This is a genomic window from Candidatus Nitrospira allomarina (assembly GCF_032050975.1).
Classification (GTDB): Bacteria; Nitrospirota; Nitrospiria; order Nitrospirales; family UBA8639; genus Nitrospira_E; species Nitrospira_E allomarina.
The window spans coordinates 3,385,270-3,404,711 of sequence record NZ_CP116967.1; the positions used below are offsets into that span (position 1 = coordinate 3,385,270).

General features: G+C 51.9%; 8 protein-coding genes and 1 tRNA gene. 4 read left to right on the forward strand and 5 right to left on the reverse strand.

Going from position 1 to position 19,442, the window contains the following annotated elements:
* Positions 1-343: 343 nt before the first annotated feature.
* Positions 344-700 (reverse strand): hypothetical protein, encoded by a 357-nt coding sequence (locus tag PP769_RS15080; protein WP_312641594.1) that lies wholly within the window; start codon positions 698-700, stop codon positions 344-346.
* A 239-nt stretch (positions 701-939) separates the two neighbouring features.
* Here PP769_RS15080 and PP769_RS15085 point away from each other — a divergent pair, with 239 nt between their 5' ends.
* Entirely contained in the window at positions 940-1,893 is a 954-nt protein-coding gene (locus PP769_RS15085; RefSeq protein ID WP_312641596.1) for an MDR/zinc-dependent alcohol dehydrogenase-like family protein, read from the forward strand.
* Between the two features lie 327 nt (positions 1,894-2,220).
* Here the strand turns inward: PP769_RS15085 and PP769_RS15090 are convergent, their stop codons facing one another.
* A complete protein-coding gene (locus PP769_RS15090; RefSeq protein ID WP_312641598.1) occupies positions 2,221-4,524 on the reverse strand; it encodes a cytochrome-c peroxidase in 2,304 nt (767 codons plus the stop codon).
* A 1,038-nt stretch (positions 4,525-5,562) separates the two neighbouring features.
* On the opposite strand from PP769_RS15090, the gene PP769_RS15095 reads away from it, so the two are divergent.
* Together PP769_RS15095 and PP769_RS15100 are read left to right on the forward strand one after the other, a co-directional pair.
* Positions 5,563-5,638 (forward strand) — tRNA-Thr (locus PP769_RS15095).
* A 675-nt stretch (positions 5,639-6,313) separates the two neighbouring features.
* Positions 6,314-7,189: a formylglycine-generating enzyme family protein gene (locus tag PP769_RS15100; protein ID WP_312641600.1), complete on the forward strand. Its 876-nt coding sequence runs from the start codon at positions 6,314-6,316 to the stop codon at positions 7,187-7,189.
* 99 nt (positions 7,190-7,288) lie between these two features.
* Here PP769_RS15100 and PP769_RS15105 read toward each other — a convergent pair whose 3' ends face one another.
* A complete protein-coding gene (locus tag PP769_RS15105) occupies positions 7,289-8,563 on the reverse strand; it encodes a transporter (protein ID WP_312641602.1) in 1,275 nt (424 codons plus the stop codon).
* A gap of 625 nt (positions 8,564-9,188) precedes the next feature.
* Between PP769_RS15105 and PP769_RS15110 the strand changes: the two genes are divergently transcribed.
* Positions 9,189-12,944 (forward strand): SUMF1/EgtB/PvdO family nonheme iron enzyme, encoded by a 3,756-nt coding sequence (locus PP769_RS15110; RefSeq protein ID WP_312641604.1) that lies wholly within the window; start codon positions 9,189-9,191, stop codon positions 12,942-12,944.
* Between the two features lie 98 nt (positions 12,945-13,042).
* On the opposite strand, the gene PP769_RS15115 is transcribed toward PP769_RS15110, so the two are convergent.
* Together PP769_RS15115 and PP769_RS15120 are read right to left on the reverse strand one after the other, a co-directional pair.
* A complete protein-coding gene (locus PP769_RS15115; RefSeq protein WP_312641606.1) occupies positions 13,043-15,856 on the reverse strand; it encodes a PASTA domain-containing protein in 2,814 nt (937 codons plus the stop codon).
* A 144-nt stretch (positions 15,857-16,000) separates the two neighbouring features.
* Complete coding sequence (locus PP769_RS15120) at positions 16,001-19,222, reverse strand: PASTA domain-containing protein (RefSeq protein WP_312641608.1); 3,222 nt, start codon at positions 19,220-19,222, stop codon at positions 16,001-16,003.
* Between the last annotated feature and the right edge of the window lie 220 nt (positions 19,223-19,442).

The window sequence follows — 19,442 nt, forward strand, 5'->3', positions numbered from 1 at the left end:
TTCTCAAGAAATTCCCCAAGACAAATCGCCTCACTTCGTATAACCGTTTGATTCTACAATAATTGTTTTCCCACGTTCAAAGTCAAATCCCTAGTTTTTTACTGCATCCGTAAGGGCGAGTGACCAACAGAGCATCATTCATTTTGTCAAGACGTCCGTATCTTAAAAAGAAAAGACGCTCCTGGAAGACATAAACTTCTTCAGAACCGGCTGTTTGTATTGAGAAGGACTGAACACTGCGTCATTCTCACAAGCGTAAAGCCCATGAAAATACTGCAGGAATATTAGACGGAGCAAGGAAGTTGGGATCGAATGAAGAAAGATTACATTAAGGCAGGAGGCATTACTCGGTAATATCCAAGAGGGAGCCCAATACTTTCCCCTGAATTCTCATGCTAGCCATGTTGGCTCCTGTGAGATTCACCGCTTGCAGATTGGAAATAATTTCTTCGCCGAGATCCACATTAGATCCTTCGCGAAGACTGAACAAATTACCACTAGAGAGATATTGAGAACCGGGGCGTTCATCCATTTGCAACGTAACCCTCACTCCACCACCAGCTGACGATTCTTCTGGAAGAGCACGGATTCGTTTAAAACTTTCTGTTTGGGCATTGGCAATATTGTGCGCGCCGACGCCGAGCATTCTTCCCCCAGCTTGAATTCCAGAAAGAGCAGAGGCCATACCGGCAATCATCATGACTTCTCCTTTGATTCGAGAGGCTACTCACATTCGTCTGTACACGTTCACGTTATCGACTAAAGTCTCAAAACCTTTCCTGACAAGATGGGAGAGGTTTCACAACACCCAGGGGCTAAAGATACATTTACCGTGAAGATTTGATTTATTGAATATTCATAGAAATTGCTGAAGATTGACCGTATTTTTTGCTATGGTGCTATCAGGCCATTCCCTAAGGTATTTTAAAAAGGAGGCATATGCGGGGGCTTGTTCTTCATCAGAAGCTTCACCTTCAAACCGACCTACCCCTTCCCCCGCGTCCACATGGGGAAGCCAGGATCAGGGTAATCCAAGCTGGAATCTGCTCGACCGATATTCAGCTACTCAAAGGCTATATGGCCTTTCAAGGTGTCTTGGGGCATGAATTTGTTGGGATAGTCGATGAGGCCCCCGATAAAGAATTGATTGGAAAGCGGGTCGTCGGAGAGATCAATGCCGCCTGTCGCACTTGTGAAACCTGTGCCAACGGCCATCCCACGCATTGCCCTCATCGCACCACATTAGGCATCCAGGGTCGGGATGGGGCCTTTGCGGATTATCTTACTCTGCCAGTTGAAAATCTTTTTGTCGTGCCTGACTCCATTTCCGATGATCAGGCCGTCTTTATTGAACCCTTAGCCGCCGCCTGTGAAATTCCCCAATTAATCTCGATCAAGCCAACAGATCGGGTGGTCGTCATCGGAGATGGCAAGTTGGGAATACTGTGCGCACAAATTCTTGGGCTTTCAGGATGTGCCGTGACCCTATTGGGCCGTCATTCGGACCAGGACACCTGGCTCACCCACATGGGCATCAAGGTGACCTCGCACCCGGCTGATATTTCTCCAGGCGCAGATATCATTGTGGAAGCCACCGGAAGCCCAGGAGGGTTTTCCACGGCCATGCAACTAATTCGACCCAGAGGTACACTTGTGCTCAAATCCACGTATCATGGAAACCTGTCTTTAAATATGGCGGCTTTGGTCATTCAGGAAATATCCTTAATTGGATCTCGTTGCGGCCCTTTCCCTCCGGCCATCCGCCTATTAGAATCGAACTACATCCGGGTCGACCCCCTTATCCATGCTCGCTATGCACTGCTGGATGGCGTTCGGGCCATGGAAAAAGCCTCACAGAGTGGGGTTCGCAAAGTGATACTCCATATGACGTAATATAGACTGTTTCAAATACCGTTTGAGCAACACTCCCCCCTTGCTTGATCGTTACCCCAAGCCCTTGGCTAACGTCCAAAATCAGTTCGTTTAAGCGGTGAATTGGCATTTTCGTAGCGGATTAGTCTTTATATTTCTGAAAGGCTAAATGTACCCTCACGTGACGTGGAGGGATCATCCCCTCCACGTTACGCCTTACGACATATGGCAGAAAGCGCCTTTTCTCGGCTCAAAATCGACTCGTTTTAAGCCCAGACATTCGACACAATCCTCTTTACTGAAATTTAAAACAAATACTTCAGCATTCGGTTGTCTGCCGTCTGTTACTTACTTCCGCACATTAGGAGAACACACGGCGTCGACAGGTGCGTTTCCTACATTTTGTTGATTTATACCCAAGAACGATCCAAGAGGTGATAAACCTAATGGGCTTCGTCCCCCTGATCCAACAGCCGGAATCTCGATTACGTCGCCATTTCTCCGACCATTATCGGCAATAGTTAAACTGGGATGATCAAACGGTTTCTGTTCATAGACAACCGTTTCATCGTTAAGGGAAACTAAAAATCTCACGAGTTGCCGTTTTTCTGGATCGGTTAATTCCAAGGATTGAATATCCGGATCAAGATCACGCAAGTTGGGTTGGCAAAAATTTCCTCCATTATCATAGAACTCCACGACTTGCTTGAGCGTGGCTGCCGCACCATTATGAAAGTAAGGCCCAGTCAAATCAACCATTCGCAGTCCCGGAGTTTTAAACGCCCCATCAACCGCGACTCTTTGGAAGGATGGGAGCAGGGGTTCTCTAAAATCACAGATTCCATTCCGGTTTCGAGTCTCGCATACACTTTCTCCGTCCTCGCTGACAGCTGGAATTCTATCGCCCCCAAGAATACGAAAAGGAATTTTCATAATACCCTGCTCCTGAAATAATCGTTGACGGGAAGAGGACAAGGGAGTTCCCAACGGACCTTTGCCACCCCGACTGATATCTTGGAACGTCGGTGTGACGCCAATGTTGTAAAACCCGTTGTCATAGATGGCATGTTTATTGTCACCCATGATCATGGGTTCGATCAGGTTATTTGGCAGACCATTATTCTTTGCCTGCGCATTGCGCACGGAGGCATTGGTGAATTCAGGTCCACCGTGGCAATTTATGCATCGCCCTTTATCAACAAATACATTCAGGCCGCGAAGCTCCGGCTCCCCGAACCCTTCATTGAATGTTCCCGTGCGCATCCAACGATCGAACCACGTGTCGTCAGAAATCAATGTTTGTTCATAGGCCTGGATAGCCAAAGGAAGAAACAGTGAAGCATTCGCCTCGATGAGTCTGAACCGCTGACTTCGAGGTTCCCTCGTAAGTGGTTCTTCATTCTCCGTGTCAGGTGTCACTTCATTGACCCCTTCCTCATCTTCCGTTTCCCTTCCGACAGCAGGCACCCCAGCTGGAGCGAGCCGGACCAAGGGGCGAGCCGGCTGAATGATTTGAACGTCGGCGTCGGTATAGATCACTCTGAATCCGGGAGCACGCCAGAATTTCTCCTTAAATGCTTCTCGAATTAGATCCTGGTAGGTTTTGCGGACTCCAGGGTTGGGAAAGTTGGAGATATCTGAGAGCACGCTATCGTCAAGAGCCACAACCTGCTGTCCCAAAGGAACCAGGAACTCACCATTCCGTTTCCGGAATAACCTTTTCCCCACCTCAGGCCAACTACGTGCGTTCTCCATTTCGGGCACTCCACACGACATCTCAAAATCTGATAATGGTGGACCGGCCGCCTGACTAGCCAAGCTGGAGAACGGAATATCTATTCGTTTTTTGATAATGCCCCTACCGTTAAATTCCAAGATCCTGGCTGAGGGATCCTGCACCCCAAACGGATTATTCCCATTAAAGAATGAATTGGCGCGACCATCCCAAAACGAGAAAAAAGACGTGAGGAAGGCATTCACCACCGTTGGGGTATGCCTTGGTTCGACTCGCCTCACCTTTCCACCATTGCCAGCCTGGAATACCGGATCATCGAAGTCCCTGCATTGATCATGGGGATTGGCAGGTATTGCCCGCCGAAATTCCGAGCGGAGCACACCTTGGGAGGAAGCCACATCATTGCTATTAGCCGGATTCGTCACGTCATTGAGAACTCGAACGAACGGAAAGTCAGAAAATCTCAAGGTCTGATTAGGTTGCCGGGTTTGAAATGTGGTGTCGGGATCACCTGCAGCATTGTGAAAACCAATTATTTCGCCCTCATTCATATCCCGAACTCTCGTAAGGTTCGGATTAACGGCATTGCGACTCCGAGAATCCGCTCCAGCATGGAAATGGCAACTGGCACAAGCTTGACCGGGCTCTCCGGCTCTTCCCCCGGATCCAAATTGTTGATCCCAGAAGGCGATTTTGCCAAGTTGCAACAGGGCTTTTCGGGCGGCAGAACCTGGATTCAAAAACTCATTCAAGTTTGGTCCGCGAATATCCCTTTTAGCTTTTCTTAAATCTTCCAAACCATGGGTCCGAGCATCACTAGGATTGTCAATTGGTAAGATGGGCACCAGTTCCTTGGCATGAACACTGGAAACCAGCCCCAACATACACGATATAATAAATATTTGTAGGCTCGACATATTATCTCCTTAGACAAAGTCGATCCTGACCATAGGCCTATAACCGTGGACATCGCACAGTCATCCTGTCTGTGGTTAATCCCCTGGCGCAGTACCGAGTCCATCCTATATTCCAAAAATTATTTTCTAGTCTCATCAGATTTTCTATTTGAATAAATGTATATATGATGAAAAAATGAATCTGATGAGTAGTGAATGACATTACCTGGCTCTACAGGGTGATCCAAATTGGGGGGGGGCGGTTTTTGGGAAAATGCCGATGGGAAAAGCTCCAGCCTATAAAGCTGGCTGCATCTGAAGAAATACAATAATGGTAGGTTGAAGGAGGGGGATCCGGCACACCACACTCTTTTTTAGTGTTTCATATTTTCTCTTTCATTGCGAAAACGATGATAGTGGAACTTCACAATAACTACAAGACTTTTCTTAGTGGTTGCTCAATAGCAGAGAAGGATTTGATCGAGGGCATCAACACGGATGGTCCTACCTCTCGAATGGTTTGAGATTCAGTGGCAGGCGATTGTGTGGGGATACCTCCCGCAAACAGGTTGAATCGGATCTTAGTGTACCAAAAATTTTCTCAGAAAATTTTTCGGACTCAACATTATTAAATACGCCGCAGTGCACCATTAGTATCCTCGTGCATTTAAGAATATTGTGCCCAAAAATACCACACCGTCGAGGCATAAGAACCCTCCGGTTTTTATGTATGCCGGTAATGGATCCTTACACGGTAGGTCTTCACCAGGCCCCTCCTGAAATGATAAACTCCATCGTTTTCCCATATGACTGAAAGCTCTTTCTCTGGATACGTGGATTAATACAATGGCATTTGTCTGAAACCCCATTAAGCTGGTATAAAGACACCCTGATTCAGGTCTCTTGTAAACCAATGACTCACTTCAATGCAGCATGGGTAAAGAGCATAGGTGGTCGGGAAACTCTGCTATCGAAGTATGGGCCGGGAAACTGAAAAAAGAAAAGGTGACCGCAGATTGGTGGACACGTTTTGGCAGAACCATCGCACCAATAGCTTAAGCTGGCGTAGCTCAATCGGTAGAGCAGCGGTTTTGTAAACCGCAGGTCGGAGGTTCGATTCCTCTCGCCAGCTCCATACAACACCTGGAAATGCGCAGTTTCGGCAGAACCCAAACCTAAAACTCTCAAGAAAGCCCTCACGGACGGTTTTTATCAATTCAATTCGTCCTCTCCAACCCTTCCAGCCGTCTTCACCCCGAATTTATTTTTTTAAAGCATTCTCGTACACAGGAATCATCTCTCACATAATGGGTTTTGAACGTCATGATACAAGGCCTATTTATCCTTCACAAATTTACGTATTCATCCGATTGTCCAAATTCACCCCACCAGCCCTTCTGACATTCTTCTTGAATTTTTACATTCAGAAAAATTGCTTTTGTTCAGGGAGTTATCTGTTAAAATAACTTGACATGACGATAGGTGGGTCTCGCAAGCAAATGTTAAAGGACTCATTCCGTCATGATGGGAGAAAGGCCCTATCCTTTAACAGGACGAACAGTCACAGAATAATGAGGAATATTCACAATAGGCTACCCATCTCTCATTGCATGTGTATGCTCAGATCGCGCACCCAATGAACGACGATAAGCAAACAACCCTGCCCGCGGAAAAATCTTCCACCACACCCTTGGCTGATCACACAAAGTCTGAAAGCCTCAGACGACAATCGGTCCCTGGCAAGCCATCCTCTAAGACGCGAACACCCAGCCTGATTTCGGCGGAAACTTCACATGCAGAAACCGTGTCCATGCTGAAAAAACAGTATCAACTTGCACAGCGACAGAAACGATGGATAAAACGAGCAGGGCTCATGGGGGTCATTATTATTCTATTGGGTGGGTTTGGCACTTGGTTGGCAGGGGAGAATAAGGCTTTTAAAATGGCCATCCTAAGAGTCGTCGCTCCGGTAGTGAGCATCCATCTGGATCCCGAAATGGTTTCAATACCTGCCGGGACATTTCAACAGGGAGATAGCTGGGAAGAGAGTACGTCAAGCGAACTCCCGTTACGAGAGGTCCACATCAAAAAATTTGCTCTGGGGCGATTTGAGGTCACCTTCGAAGAATATGACCGGTTCGCCATATCGACGGGTCGGCCGCTTCCGGGAGATGAGGGATGGGGACGCGAAAAGCATCCGGTCATCAATGTCTCCTGGAAAGATGCCGTGGACTATGCAAGGTGGTTATCCCAGGAAACCGGTCATCGCTATCGACTTCCCACAGAGTCTGAGTGGGAATATGCAGCCAGAAATATGGGAAAAGGCGAAATTTGGGCGGGAACCTCAGAACAGGAACAGCTTTCGGCATATGCCTGGTTCAACACAAACAGCAATGGAAGAACTCAACCGGTTGGAACCCAACAACCCAACGGCCTCGGCCTTCATGACCTGAGCGGGAATGTTTGGGAGTGGGTCCAGGATTGCTGGCACGACGATTATCAGCATGCCCCGACAAATGGGTCGGCTTGGCTAGAGGCGAATGACGGAATGTGCGGCACACGGGTGAGGCGAGGTGGTGGCTGGACTAACGCTCCAATGTCTTTGCGTTCTTCGTTTCGTAATGGGTACAGCGCCGACTCGCGGAGCATCCAAATTGGATTTCGCCTCGCGCAGGACGTCACGTAGTATAGCCACCTTCCAATTGCCTTTTCCCTCTGTCCTCTTCCTTTTTCCCATAACATGCCTCAAAAGGACAGCAGCAGCAAAGTGTGGCGATTTAATTCTTTAGAACGTTGCTCCAACGCCTAACGTCCAGACCGCATCCGGACGGAGCCCTTCATTTTTATTGAGCGGAAGCTGGACGGCTGCCTGAACCAGAGTGTTGGGAAGTGGGGCCCATTTTAGGCCGGGAGCCAAATCGACGATGTCCTTTCCACTGTTATCCTTATCGTCCAATTCGTGACGGCCCAGGAGGTCGAGAGAGAAAGCAAAGACCGGAATAGGGGCAATATCAAATCCTGCTACATAGGTAAAAAGATTTAGTTCTGATTTGTTGTTGACGAGCACGAAGCCCGTATTCACATGAGGACCAATCATGCCGATCGGGGATGAGTAATATTTAGAAGCCACAGCCAATCCCTCAAATCTGAATTCTCCAACTCCCATGAAGTTATCCTCGTTTCCCGTGGGAAAAGAAACGCCTCCGCGTACTCCCAAATCAGGTAAAATCTCATGATTTTTCAGAAAGTTATATTTGGTTCGAAGAAGAACGTCTCCGATCCCGGTTTTATCCGCAGAAGAACTGTCTCTTGAAGGGTCCCCCGTACCGGGTGCCGTCCCATCGATCACGTATATACCACTGCAATTACCCCCTTGCGTACAAGGGACCCCGTTTGCATCAAGCATGGTCGCCTTCGCCTTTGCCTTGATCTTGTTATTAATGAGAGGAACAAGAAGATTGATGTCCCAATTATCCGTGATGCCATATGTGCCGAAAAATCCCACAAAATTGGTAATCACTTTGACATCCAGGTTAATTTGTAATAGCTCATCTAACCCTGGGGAACCCGCCGGAGTTCCCGGCCCGGCGGTGGGAGAGACATCTTCACTGAGAGAAGACAGCTTTTGGCCATTATATTTTTTGTAATTGGCGTTAGACCAAACGACCTGGAAATCAAATCGCCCTTTCCCAAGCGTGTCGGCTCGTTCCGCAAAGAGTGGACCGAGACTTTTGGTGACTTCAACAGGAACTCCCCGCTCAACATCAAACCGATACGCCGCCACGGTAGAGTTCACTGCGAACTGCCCCGTTTGAGCCCCAATGCCATTGGTTAGTTCATTAAATGAATTGAACACCGCATTGCCAAAATCATTCGACCGATTGCCTGCAAATCTAGGATCTGTTTGAAACCCATTTCCCCCATAAAGATCAGGAATCACATTCTTTAAATCTTTGGCTTGGGTGACAGATTGACTGCTGACGAGCAGTGCCAACACAAGGAAACAGGCCAATCGCTGAATTCGCCTACATACCAGGTTCTGCATGAGCCAATAAGTCATTATTTTTCCTCATGTAATTGGAATAAACAAAAAAGATTTCCCAAAAATTTACACACACCGAGTTTGGCGCGATGGTCCAAGCGCAATTCTCGACTTTAACTATGGGTTTGGGGGATGGTACGCTCAACACCACAGGTCCGAAAAATGGTGTTAATCACGCCCTTCTTCAGCTTTAGTGGCTATCAGATGGAATCATATTCAAAAACGTGATGCTGATGACGAAGAAAACCAGGCGATCCTATAAACTCTTTCTCATGAAGTCAATCCATATTTTCCAGAGGGATCGCCTGCACCTACACCCCACTCAGGCATAGGCCCCCAAAATAGGAAAATGGACCGACAGGCTTCAAGAAGGACCGTCTCTTTATCTTCAAGTCGTATGCAAGGCCAACAATGGCATCTCCAAGGCAAGACCCAGTAAACTGGTCTCACAAACACGCCGTCCGGGATCAACACCATGTTTAATACACGTTCGTTCAATCGTTGCCGTACATATAGGACCTAACCAAACGAAAAAAAAAGGTCAAAGACGAAATGCCGATGAATTAAGAAAATGGCCCTGGCTTATTTTCTTCCGAGAATTTTCATGAGTAAAATTGATATAGGCCACAGGAGCACGTGTACGGTGTCCGATTGCATTCTACATCACCCCATCCAGACAAAAGGATCCTTTCACTCTCCCGGGGTCTTGCTGCTCTCTTTCTTGTTATGCAGTTTGACCGCGTTGTTCTTTCCTAACCAGGCCCACGCAGATACCTCCAGTAATACCGTGAACGGAAAAGTTCCTGCCCAATATATAGCCGAGTCCCAGGGAAAATCCTGGGCCGTCATCATAGGAATTGATAAATATCTGAATCTCGCCGGCCTGGCCTATGCGGTCGATGATGCGAAATCGGTGGCACGCATGCTGGGACGTCAAGGATTTACAGTCACATCACTCTACAACACTCAAGCCACCAAACAAGCGATCCTTCAGGAGTTGCGCCACAACCTTGTTACGCAAGTACAAAAAAATGATCGAGTGCTAATCTTTTTTGCGGGCCATATTGGAGAAACCCCCGGCAAGGAAAAGCAGCAACCCGTTGGCTATATGATGCCCGTCGATACCGAACCGGGCCTTCTTGCGGAAACCGCAATCAGTGTGGACCTTCTTCGTGAACTTTCCGAATCACTTCCGGCAAAACAGGTTTTATTTCTCATTGACATTTGTTATGGAGGCATTGCCGGTCGCAGTCAGCGTTCGTTCCCCCCCATGACCAGTAATTATCTGAAGATGATTGCCAGTGAACCTGCGCGCCAATTGATTACCGCAGGAGGAACCGGGCAACAAGCCTTAGCCGGACCGAAGTGGAAACATAGCGTGTTTACTTATTATCTTCTGGAAGGCATCGGAAAGGGAAAGGGTGACCTGAACGGCGATGGGATCATTCCCACATCCGAACTCTTCGCCTTTCTCGATGAGCACGTGCAATCGGCTGCTCTCACCCATAAACATGTGCAACGACCGGAAATGTGGGGGTTGACTGCGGATAAAGGAGAATTTGTCTTTATTCCCGAAAAATCCTCCTCCAACCCTCAAGTCGCCAACACCCCCAATCGTCAAGGAAAAGAGAGCAATCCGGCAGCTGGAACCGTCGAGACCATTGTCGGGCTCTTAAAGAGTTTTGGAAATCCCTTGGATATTTTCAACAACGTTCCATCTGGAAAGAGCGATCAGGCTGATAAACAAAAAACGGTAGAAGAAGAAGCTGCCGCGCTTGAGGCAGAGCGGGAAAAATTTGAATTGCAGGCTCTTCAATCTTTAAAGGAGCAACGGCAGCGGGAGAAGGATCTTCAAGCGCAACTGGCTGAAGCCCAACGTCTGGCTGCGGAGGAGGAACGCCGGCGGGTCGCCGCGGAACAGGCCCGCCAGGAACAAGAAGCCCTCTTAGCCGAACAACAAGCCGCCTTAAAAGCCGAACAAGCCCGGGTGGCCGCCGAAGAGGAGCACCGCAGACAAGTCTTGGCGGAACAAGAGCAAACTCGTCTGGCGCAACTGGCCGAAGCCCAGCGCCTGGCTGCGGAGGAAGAACGCCGGCGGGTCGCTGCGGAACAGGCCCGCCAGGAACAAGAAGCCCTCTTAGCCGAACAACAAGCCGCCTTAAAAGCCGAACAAGCCCGAGTGGCCGCCGAAGAGAAACAACGCCAGCTGGCCTTAGCGCAACTGGCCGAAGCCCAGCGCCTGGCTGCAGAGGAAGAACGCCGGCGGGTCGCTGCGGAACAGGCCCGCCAGGAACAAGAAGCCCTCTTAGCGGAACAGCTAGCCGCGTTAAAAGCCCAACAAGCCCGGGTGGCCGCCGAAGAGAAACAACGCCAGCTGGCCTTAGCGCAACTGGCCGAAGCCCAGCGCCTGGCTGCAGAGGAAGAACGCCGGCGGGTCGCCGCGGAACAGGCCCGCCAGGAACAAGAAGCCCTCTTAGTGCAACAACAAGCCGCCTTAAAAGCCCAACAAGCCAAGCTCGCCGCAGAGGAAGAGCGACGCAAGCAACTCTTGGCACAACAAGAACGGGAATTTCAAACGCAACTGGCCATAGTTCAGCGAATGGTAGCCGAAGAAGAGCGGCGACGAGTGGAAGCCGAAAAGGCCCGACTCGCGGCCGAGGAGCAAAAACGCAAACAACTCTTGGCGGAACGGGAACTGACGCGTCAAACTCAACTCGCTGAAGCTCGCCGAATGGCCGAGGAACAGGCCAGAATTGAAGCCGAGGAACAGCGCCGCAAGGAAGCCTTGGCCAAACAGGAACTCACCCGCCAAATCCAACTCGCTGAAGCTCGCCGAATGGCCGAGGAACAGGCCAGAATTGAAGCCGAGGAACAGCGCCGCAAGGAAGCCTTGGCCAAACAGGAACTCACCCGCCAAATCCAACTCGCTGAAGCTCGACGGGTGGCCGAGGAACAGGCCAGAATTGAAGCCGAGGAACAGCGCCGCAAGGAAGCCTTGGCCAAACAGGAACTCACCCGCCAAACCCAACTCGCTGAAGCTCGCCGGGTGGCCGAGGAACAGACTCGCATCAAGCAAGAGGCCGCCATGAAAGCCGAACAAGCCCGACTCGCGGCCCTGGAAGAAGAGCGGGAACAAGTTGCCCGCCTGAAGCAAGAGGCCGCCCTGAAAGCCGAAAAGGCCCGACTTGCCGCAGAAGAGCATCAACGCCAGCAGGCCGAGGAAGCGCGGCGCCTGGCTAATTTGGAAGAAGAGCGACGACGAATCGCCGCAGAACGTGAACGTAAGGAATTAGAGGCGAAGGTTGCGCAACCACAAATTATTGTCCCGAATGGTGGAAATGATCCGGCAGGGCCTTCTTCTGGAAGCTCGCCAACCCCTGCGACCATTTCCGCATCTACGCCTTCTCCCCCATCCCCCCCGGCAATTGAACCCTCCTCGAACGAGAATTCAGGGTTTTTCGGATTTTTTAAGAATATGTTCCAAAATGACTCTAGCTCACAACCAGCGGCAACCGATCAACCAAATGCATCTCAACCGGAACCCATTCTTGAAGCACGGCTCCATCAACAGGATTTAACTGGTGCGGTGGAGTCCGCCCTATCAGGAAAAGATGACGTCCCCATGATCTTGATTCCCGCCGGTGAATTTAGGATGGGAAGCACTGAGGATCAAATTTCCAGTCTCATAAAAGACTTTGAAGGAGTCCAGTTCAATGCCTTTCAAGCAGAGATTCCTCAACGCCAGATTACCCTTAAAGCCTATTATATTGATCAATATGAGGTCAGCTATCACCACTATCGTGCATTTCTTGAATCGACAGGTCGGGCAGCCCCTGCGTTCTGGGAGAATGAACGATTTCACAAACCGGATCATCCGGTCCTCGGAGTAACCTGGTATGACGCAACGGCCTACTGCACCTGGGCTGGCAAACGCCTTCCTACCGAGGCGGAATGGGAATACGCCGCCAGGGGACCTCAAGGTTATGCCTATCCTTGGGGGAACTCATGGGATCCTCAACGAACCAATACGGCAAGTTATTGGGCCGGCAAAAACTTTTCATCGATGGCGAAATGGGGTGAATGGATGCAAACCGCTTTGGATCGGGGAAAAGCCGGCCCGTTAGAAGTTGGCACATTCTCGAATGGAGTGAGTCCATTTGGAATTCATGACATGGCGGGAAATGTATCCGAGTGGGTCTTCGATTGGTATACACCATACGAGAACCAACCGACCCTCATCCATAATCCCAACGGGGCGGACTCCGGAACCATGAAAGTGCATCGTGGAGGATCTTGGAGTGTGAGTTCGATTTTTGCCCGATCAACCTATCGGGCGCGAGAAAATCCTGAAAAGAGAAGTCCCTACATTGGAATGCGATGCGCCAAGTCCTCTCAATAATTTCTTCAATCCATCCCCTGATCTCACTTCACAGGCCATACCTGAAGGGCCTTTGGGACTGAGGTAGACCGACAGCGCTCCCCCTCGGCAAACAGGACCTACTGAATCTCCCAATCTGTGGAGGTTGAGCCTGGGAACCCCACGGCGGAAATCGTCAATCCATTCATCAGCCACACCGCTACCGTCCCATTCCGGCTATTACGCCAAATGACATCCGTCCTGCCATCGCCATTCACATCCCGCGCCTCTGACATTTGCCAGACAGCCGGGACCCCACCCGGAAACCCTGAGGCGGCAGTGGTGGTGCCGTTCATTAACCAGATGGCGGTACTGCCGTCCGTCGTATTACGCCAAATCAGGTCCGCCTTCCCATCGCCATTCACATCCCCCACACCTGTGACCTTAAAGGCCGTGGATGCGCTTCCAGGAAAACCCACGGCCGTCACCGACAACCCGTTCATCAGCCATACAGCCACTCCCCCACTGTTGTCGTTGCGCCAGATGACATCGGCCTTATTATCCCCATTCACATCGCCCACCCCAGTGATCTGCCAGGCTTCCGGCACTCCTCCCGGAAATCCTGAGGCGGCAATGGTGGTGCCGTTCATTAACCAGATGGCGGTACTACCATCAGTGGTATTGCGCCAAATCAGGTCCGCCTTCCCATCGCCATTCACATCGCCCACGCCCATGATCTCAAAAGCCAGCGAGGCACTACCTGGAAACCCCGTGGAAACAATCGTTAATCCGTCCATCAGCCACACGGCCACTGCCCCACTGGTGCGGTTGCGCCAGATGACATCGGCCTTGTTATCCCCATTCACATCGCCCACCCCCGCGATTTGCCAGGCCATCGGCACTCCACCGGGAAAGCCTGAGGCCGCAATCGTCGTTCCATCCATCAACCAGATTGCTGTGTTGCCATTAAAATTGTTCCGCCAAACCAGATCAGCTTTGCCATTGGCATCGAGATCTCCCAAGGCCGGGGCGGTCCTGAGTGGGACCAAGGCCAAGGCTGTCGTCACAAAAAAGTCCGGGCCTGTGAGTGCAATCGCAGTTCTGGTTTTATTGTTCACATGGATGGTTTCAAACAGCATATTCTTGGTAAATCCTGGGGTCACCTTATGCTGACCGGAAAAATGATACAGGAGGTCAGGCGACGATCCTACCCCAATTGTCTCACTTTCCCGAAAATTTGGTTGTCCGGCCACGGCTCCAGCCGAGACATTCAGGAATTCCGTCGTAGCTCCGGTCGTTTTATTGACCGTATAAATCCGTGCTGGAAATACCGTCGCCCCTCCAGGCACCGGTCGATTGTCCGTAATCGCATAAAGAATCCCGGCCGCATCAAACGCCAGGTCCATGAAGTTTCCTAGAAGTTTGGCCTTTTGGGTAGCCACGCCCGTTCTGGGATTAATGGTCACTAACCGGCGGGCACTATTCACTTCTGACGTCACGACAAGCAAGCCCCAGAGCAGACCGGTCCCAGGCTCTGTAGCCAACCCCCGTCCCCCCTCTAATGATTCGCCCGTCGATAAGGACAGAGGGATTGTGGCCAGAGTGTCCCCGGTCTCGGGATTGAGCCGATACAGATTTGGCCGGGTTCCGGACTGTTGCGCAAGCGTCAGTTCTTCCACGGAGTAGAGCGTGGACCCCACAAACGCCAAACCATGGGTGCGGTGGTTCAGATCCGCAATTTTGGTTACGACTCCATCAGTGCGAATTCGGTAGAGGCTATTCACAAGCGGTCCGGTTCTGGGATCATTTTGTACGCCCATGAGAAAAACCGGCGGTCCGGAGGAAATGACCAGGGCCACCGCACTTCCCGGACTCACCTTTATTCCTGCCACGGGTGTTTGATGTATAACGGTACCGCTGGGCACTGTTTCGCTATTGGCGGTCGTCACGGTTCCCGCCGTTAAGCCGGCTGCGATCAAAGCCGTTTGAGCGCTGCTCTGCGTCAAGCCCACGACATTGGGTACGGTCGTTCCCAGCGATACCACCAACGCAACCGCACTTCCAGGGTTCGCAGTTGTGCCACCCCCCGGGTTTTGACTGATAACTCTACCGGCCGCGACGGTGGCGCTATTGGCCATGGTCACGGTTCCAATGGTTAAGCCGGCAGAGGTCAGGGCTTTTTGGGCGTCAGCTTGCGTGCGTCCAACAACATTCGGGACTTGTGTCCCTCGGGACACGACCAGGGCCACAGCACTTTTCGCCGCCACCTTTTTTCCTGCTACCGGATTTTGACTAATTACCTTTCCCGGTGCCACGGTGGTACTAATGGCTGTCGTGACTGCACCGACCGTCAAACCAGCCGTGGTAATCGCCGATTGAGCGGCCGCCTGCGTCATGCCCACCACATTCGGGACTGTGCTACCTAGTGATACCACCAGGTCCACCGGACTCCCAAATGCCACATTGGTTCCCGCCGTGGGGTTTTGACTGATAACCTTGCCTTCCGCCACAGTCGCGCTATTGGCCGTTGTCACACTCCCGACGATTAATCCTGCTTTGGTCAGATCCTTTTGGGCGTCAGCTTGCTTTCGACCGACGATGTCGGGGACTGCCACTCCAGACACCACCAGATCAACCTTCGTCCCTCGGACGACATTAATTCCTGCTGCGGGATTTTGAATGATGACGGTGCCCGGCGGGACGGTGACAGTATTAGCCGAGGTGACTTTTCCCACCCTCAAATTGGCTTTGATAATATCCGCCTCCGCCTGAGTCTGTGAGCTGCCCACGACATTGGGGACTTGGACGGCTCTTGCCGTCTCAGGGAAAACACAGGTAAGGAAGAGCAGGCTTCCTAGGACGACTAGCTGGAAAACCAGGAACATGAGGCCTCGATGGGGTCCCTTGTGTGTGCGGTTCAAGATCTGCTGATGCTGAACTTTCATTGCGTCCATGTAGTGTAAACTCCATTCAGCAACAATTGACTAACCATAGGACAGAACAGGGGTTTGAATCCATACTCTGGCTCCGGTGCCCCTTCTTTCGAATGGTTCTCCTCCTTTTTATTGGGGCAGGAGTGGATATGCCGCAACCAATGCCTACTGAATCTCCCAGTCGGAGGGTGCAGAGCCAGGGAACCCCACGCTTGAAATCGATGCTCCATTCATCAGCCAGACGGCCACGGTCCCGCTCCGCCCATTACGCCAGATGACATCCGATTTGCCATCGCCATTGATATCGCCGACTTGAGCAATCTGCCATGCCAGGGGTACTCCGCCAGGAAAACCGGGGGCGGCAATGGTGGTCCCATTCATCAACCAGATGGCGGTACTGCCGTCAGTCGTATTGCGCCAGACCAGGTCGGCTTTGCCATCCCCATTTACATCGCCGACACCGGCAATCTCAAATGCCGTGGAGGCACTGCCGGGAAAACCGACTCCCGTGATACCTAATCCGTTCATCAGCCACACGGCCACGGTGCCGCTCGCACCATTGCGCCAGATGACATCCGCCTTACTATCCCCATTCACATCGCCCACACCCGCGATTTGCCAGCCCACCGGCACACCCCCCGGAAAACCGGGAGCAGCGATTTTCGTGCCATTCATCAGCCAGATGGCGGTACTGCCATCGGTCCTGTTGCGCCAGACCAGGTCGGCTTTACCATCCCCGTTGACATCGCCCACGCCGGAAATCTCAAACGCCAGCGACGCGCTTCCGGGAAAACCCACGGACGTTACCGACACTCCATTCATCAGCCACACGGCTACGGTGCCACTTGTACCATTGCGCCAGATGACATCCCCCTTCCCGTCTCCATTCACATCGCCCACACCCGCAATCCGCCAGGCCGCGGGCACCCCGCCCGGGAATCCCGTAGCTGCGATTGTCGTTCCATTCATCAACCAGATGGCCGTGCTGCCATCTTGGGTGTTTTGCCAGATCAAATCGGTCGTGCCGGACGCATCCAGATCGGCCAAAGCCGGAGTACCTGTACCCGTATTCGTATTGGTGGGTGGCACCAACGTCAAGGCCGTCGTGACAAAAAAGTCCGGGCCCGAGAGCGCAATGGCTTTTCTGGCCTTCGTGGTACGATGAATCTGCTCAAACAAAATATTCTTGGTAAATCCAGAGGTCACCTTATGTTGACCGGAGAGATGATACAGGAGGTCAGGCGACGACCCTACCCCTATGGTTTCACTCTCCCGGAAATTGGGTTGCCCCGCTACGGCACCGGCCGAGACATCCAGAAATTCCGTCGTGGCCCCCGTCGTTTTATTCACCGTATAAATTCGTGCCGGAGCTACAGCCCCACCGGATGGTCGGTTATCCGTGATGGCATAAAGCGTCCCGGCCGTATCAAACGCCAGATCCATGAAGTTTCCAAACAGTTTGGCCTTTTGCGTGGCGACGCCGGTCGTCGGATTGATCGTGACTAACCGGCGGAAAGTATTCACCTCGGAGGTCACCACGAGTAACCCCCACAGCTGGTTGGTTCCGGGCTCCGTGGCCAGACCCCGTCCTCCTTCTAAGGATTCCCCTGTCGATAAGGACAGGCTGATCGTGGCCAGCGTGGCCCCGGTGGTGGGATTGAGCCGATACAAATTCGGTGGAGTCCCCGCTTGTTTGGCAAGCGTCAGCTCTTCTACGGAATACAAGTTGGACCCGACATAAGCCAAGCCATGAGTACGGTGCGTGAGATCTCCAATTTTAGACACCACCCCATCGGTACGAAGGCGATAAAGGCTATTCACCAACGGCCCGGTCTTGGGGTCATTTTGCACCCCCATGAGCAGAACCGGTGGACCGGAGGAGATGACCAAACCGACGCCACTACCTGGTGAAACATTCGTCCCCGCAGTAGGGTTTTGACTGATCACATTACCCGAAGGCACCGTGTCGCTAAAGACTGACGTCACGTTACCGACCGTCAAGCCTACACCCGCAATGGCAGCTTGTGCCGCAGCTTGCGATTTATTGACCACATTGGGCACGGCCGTTCCCACCGATACTACTAGAGCGACCGCACTGCCTGGGGCTACATTAGATCCCGCTGTGGGATTTTGACTGATGACGTTTCCGATGGCCACCGTCTGACTGTTGGCCGATGTCACCGTCCCAACTTTCAGCCCTGCCGTGCTCAGAGCTGTTTGAGCGCTACTTTTTGAACTCCCGACGACATCGGGCACCTTTGCCCCAAGGGACACAACCAGGGCCACCGCACTGCCTGCCTCCACTTTTGCCCCTGCAGCCGGATTCTGACTTATAACCTTGCCCACGGCCACACTGGAACTATTGGCCTTGGTCACCCTTCCCACAGTCAGACTGGCTGAGGTAATCTCCGTTTGCGCCGCCGTTTGCGTCAGGCCCACCACATTCGGCACCACCACCCCCGAGGACACCACCAACGTCACAGCACTACCTGGAGCTACATTGGTCCCGGCCTCCGGCGATTGACTGATGACCGTGCCGGCCGGCACGGTCGTACTGTTCGCCGTGGTCACCGTCCCCACGGTCAAACCCGAACTGGAAATAGCTGATTCCGCCGCGGACTGGGTCAATCCGACCACATTGGGCACCTTCGCTCCCAGGGACACGACAAGGGCCACCGCACTGCCAGGAGGCACATTACTCCCCGCTACCGGCGTTTGACTGATGACCCTTCCCGCCGGCACCGTGGCACTATTGGTTGTCGTCCCTGTTCCCACCGTGAGACCAGCTGCAGTAATGGCGGTTTCCGCTGCGGCTTTGGTCAACCCCACCAGGTCCGGCACCGCGGTACCCAGGGAAATCACTAGTGTTACGGGATTACCCGGTAACACATTGGTACCCGCAGCGGGGGTTTGACTGATAACATTGCCGATGGGCACCGTGGCACTATTGGCTGTCGTCCCTGTCCCCACCGTGAGATTTGCTGCTGTAATGGCGGTTTCCGCCGCCGCCTGCGCCGACCCCACGACATTTGGCACCGTCACTCCAGATATCACGAGATCCACTCGACTGCCCGGTACCACATTGATTCCGGCTGCCGGATTCTGACTAATCACTTCGCCGATGGGCACCGTGGCACTATTGACGGGTGTCACAACCCCCACAGACAATTCCGAGCTAATAATAGCGGCCTCTGCTGTTGCTTGTGGGCTTCCGACCACATTGGGGACCTCTACGGCACCTGCCGTTCCCGGTAAACCACAGATGAGAAATAGCAGGCACACAAGAAAGCCGAACGGTAAAAGAATCGAGGCATGATCTTTTTGCAATTTCTGACAGGTAAAATTCAACATCGTTTCGTTCTGATGCAGAACTTTCATAAGGTTCATATCGTTGACTCCATTCAGCAAGAATCAGCTGCCCAGTCCACAGCGCCCCAGGCTCGCCCTGGTTACACCCGCTACCTGCACGCCTGACCCATGAATTGCCGTTGCTTTTTTCGGTGAAATGAAAGAAAAGGGCTTCGTTGTCTCTGCAATGGGGGAGGGTTGGTCGTGTTGAATATCAGATGGGTGAAAGCTTTCTGATCAGGAACACGGAAAAAATAAA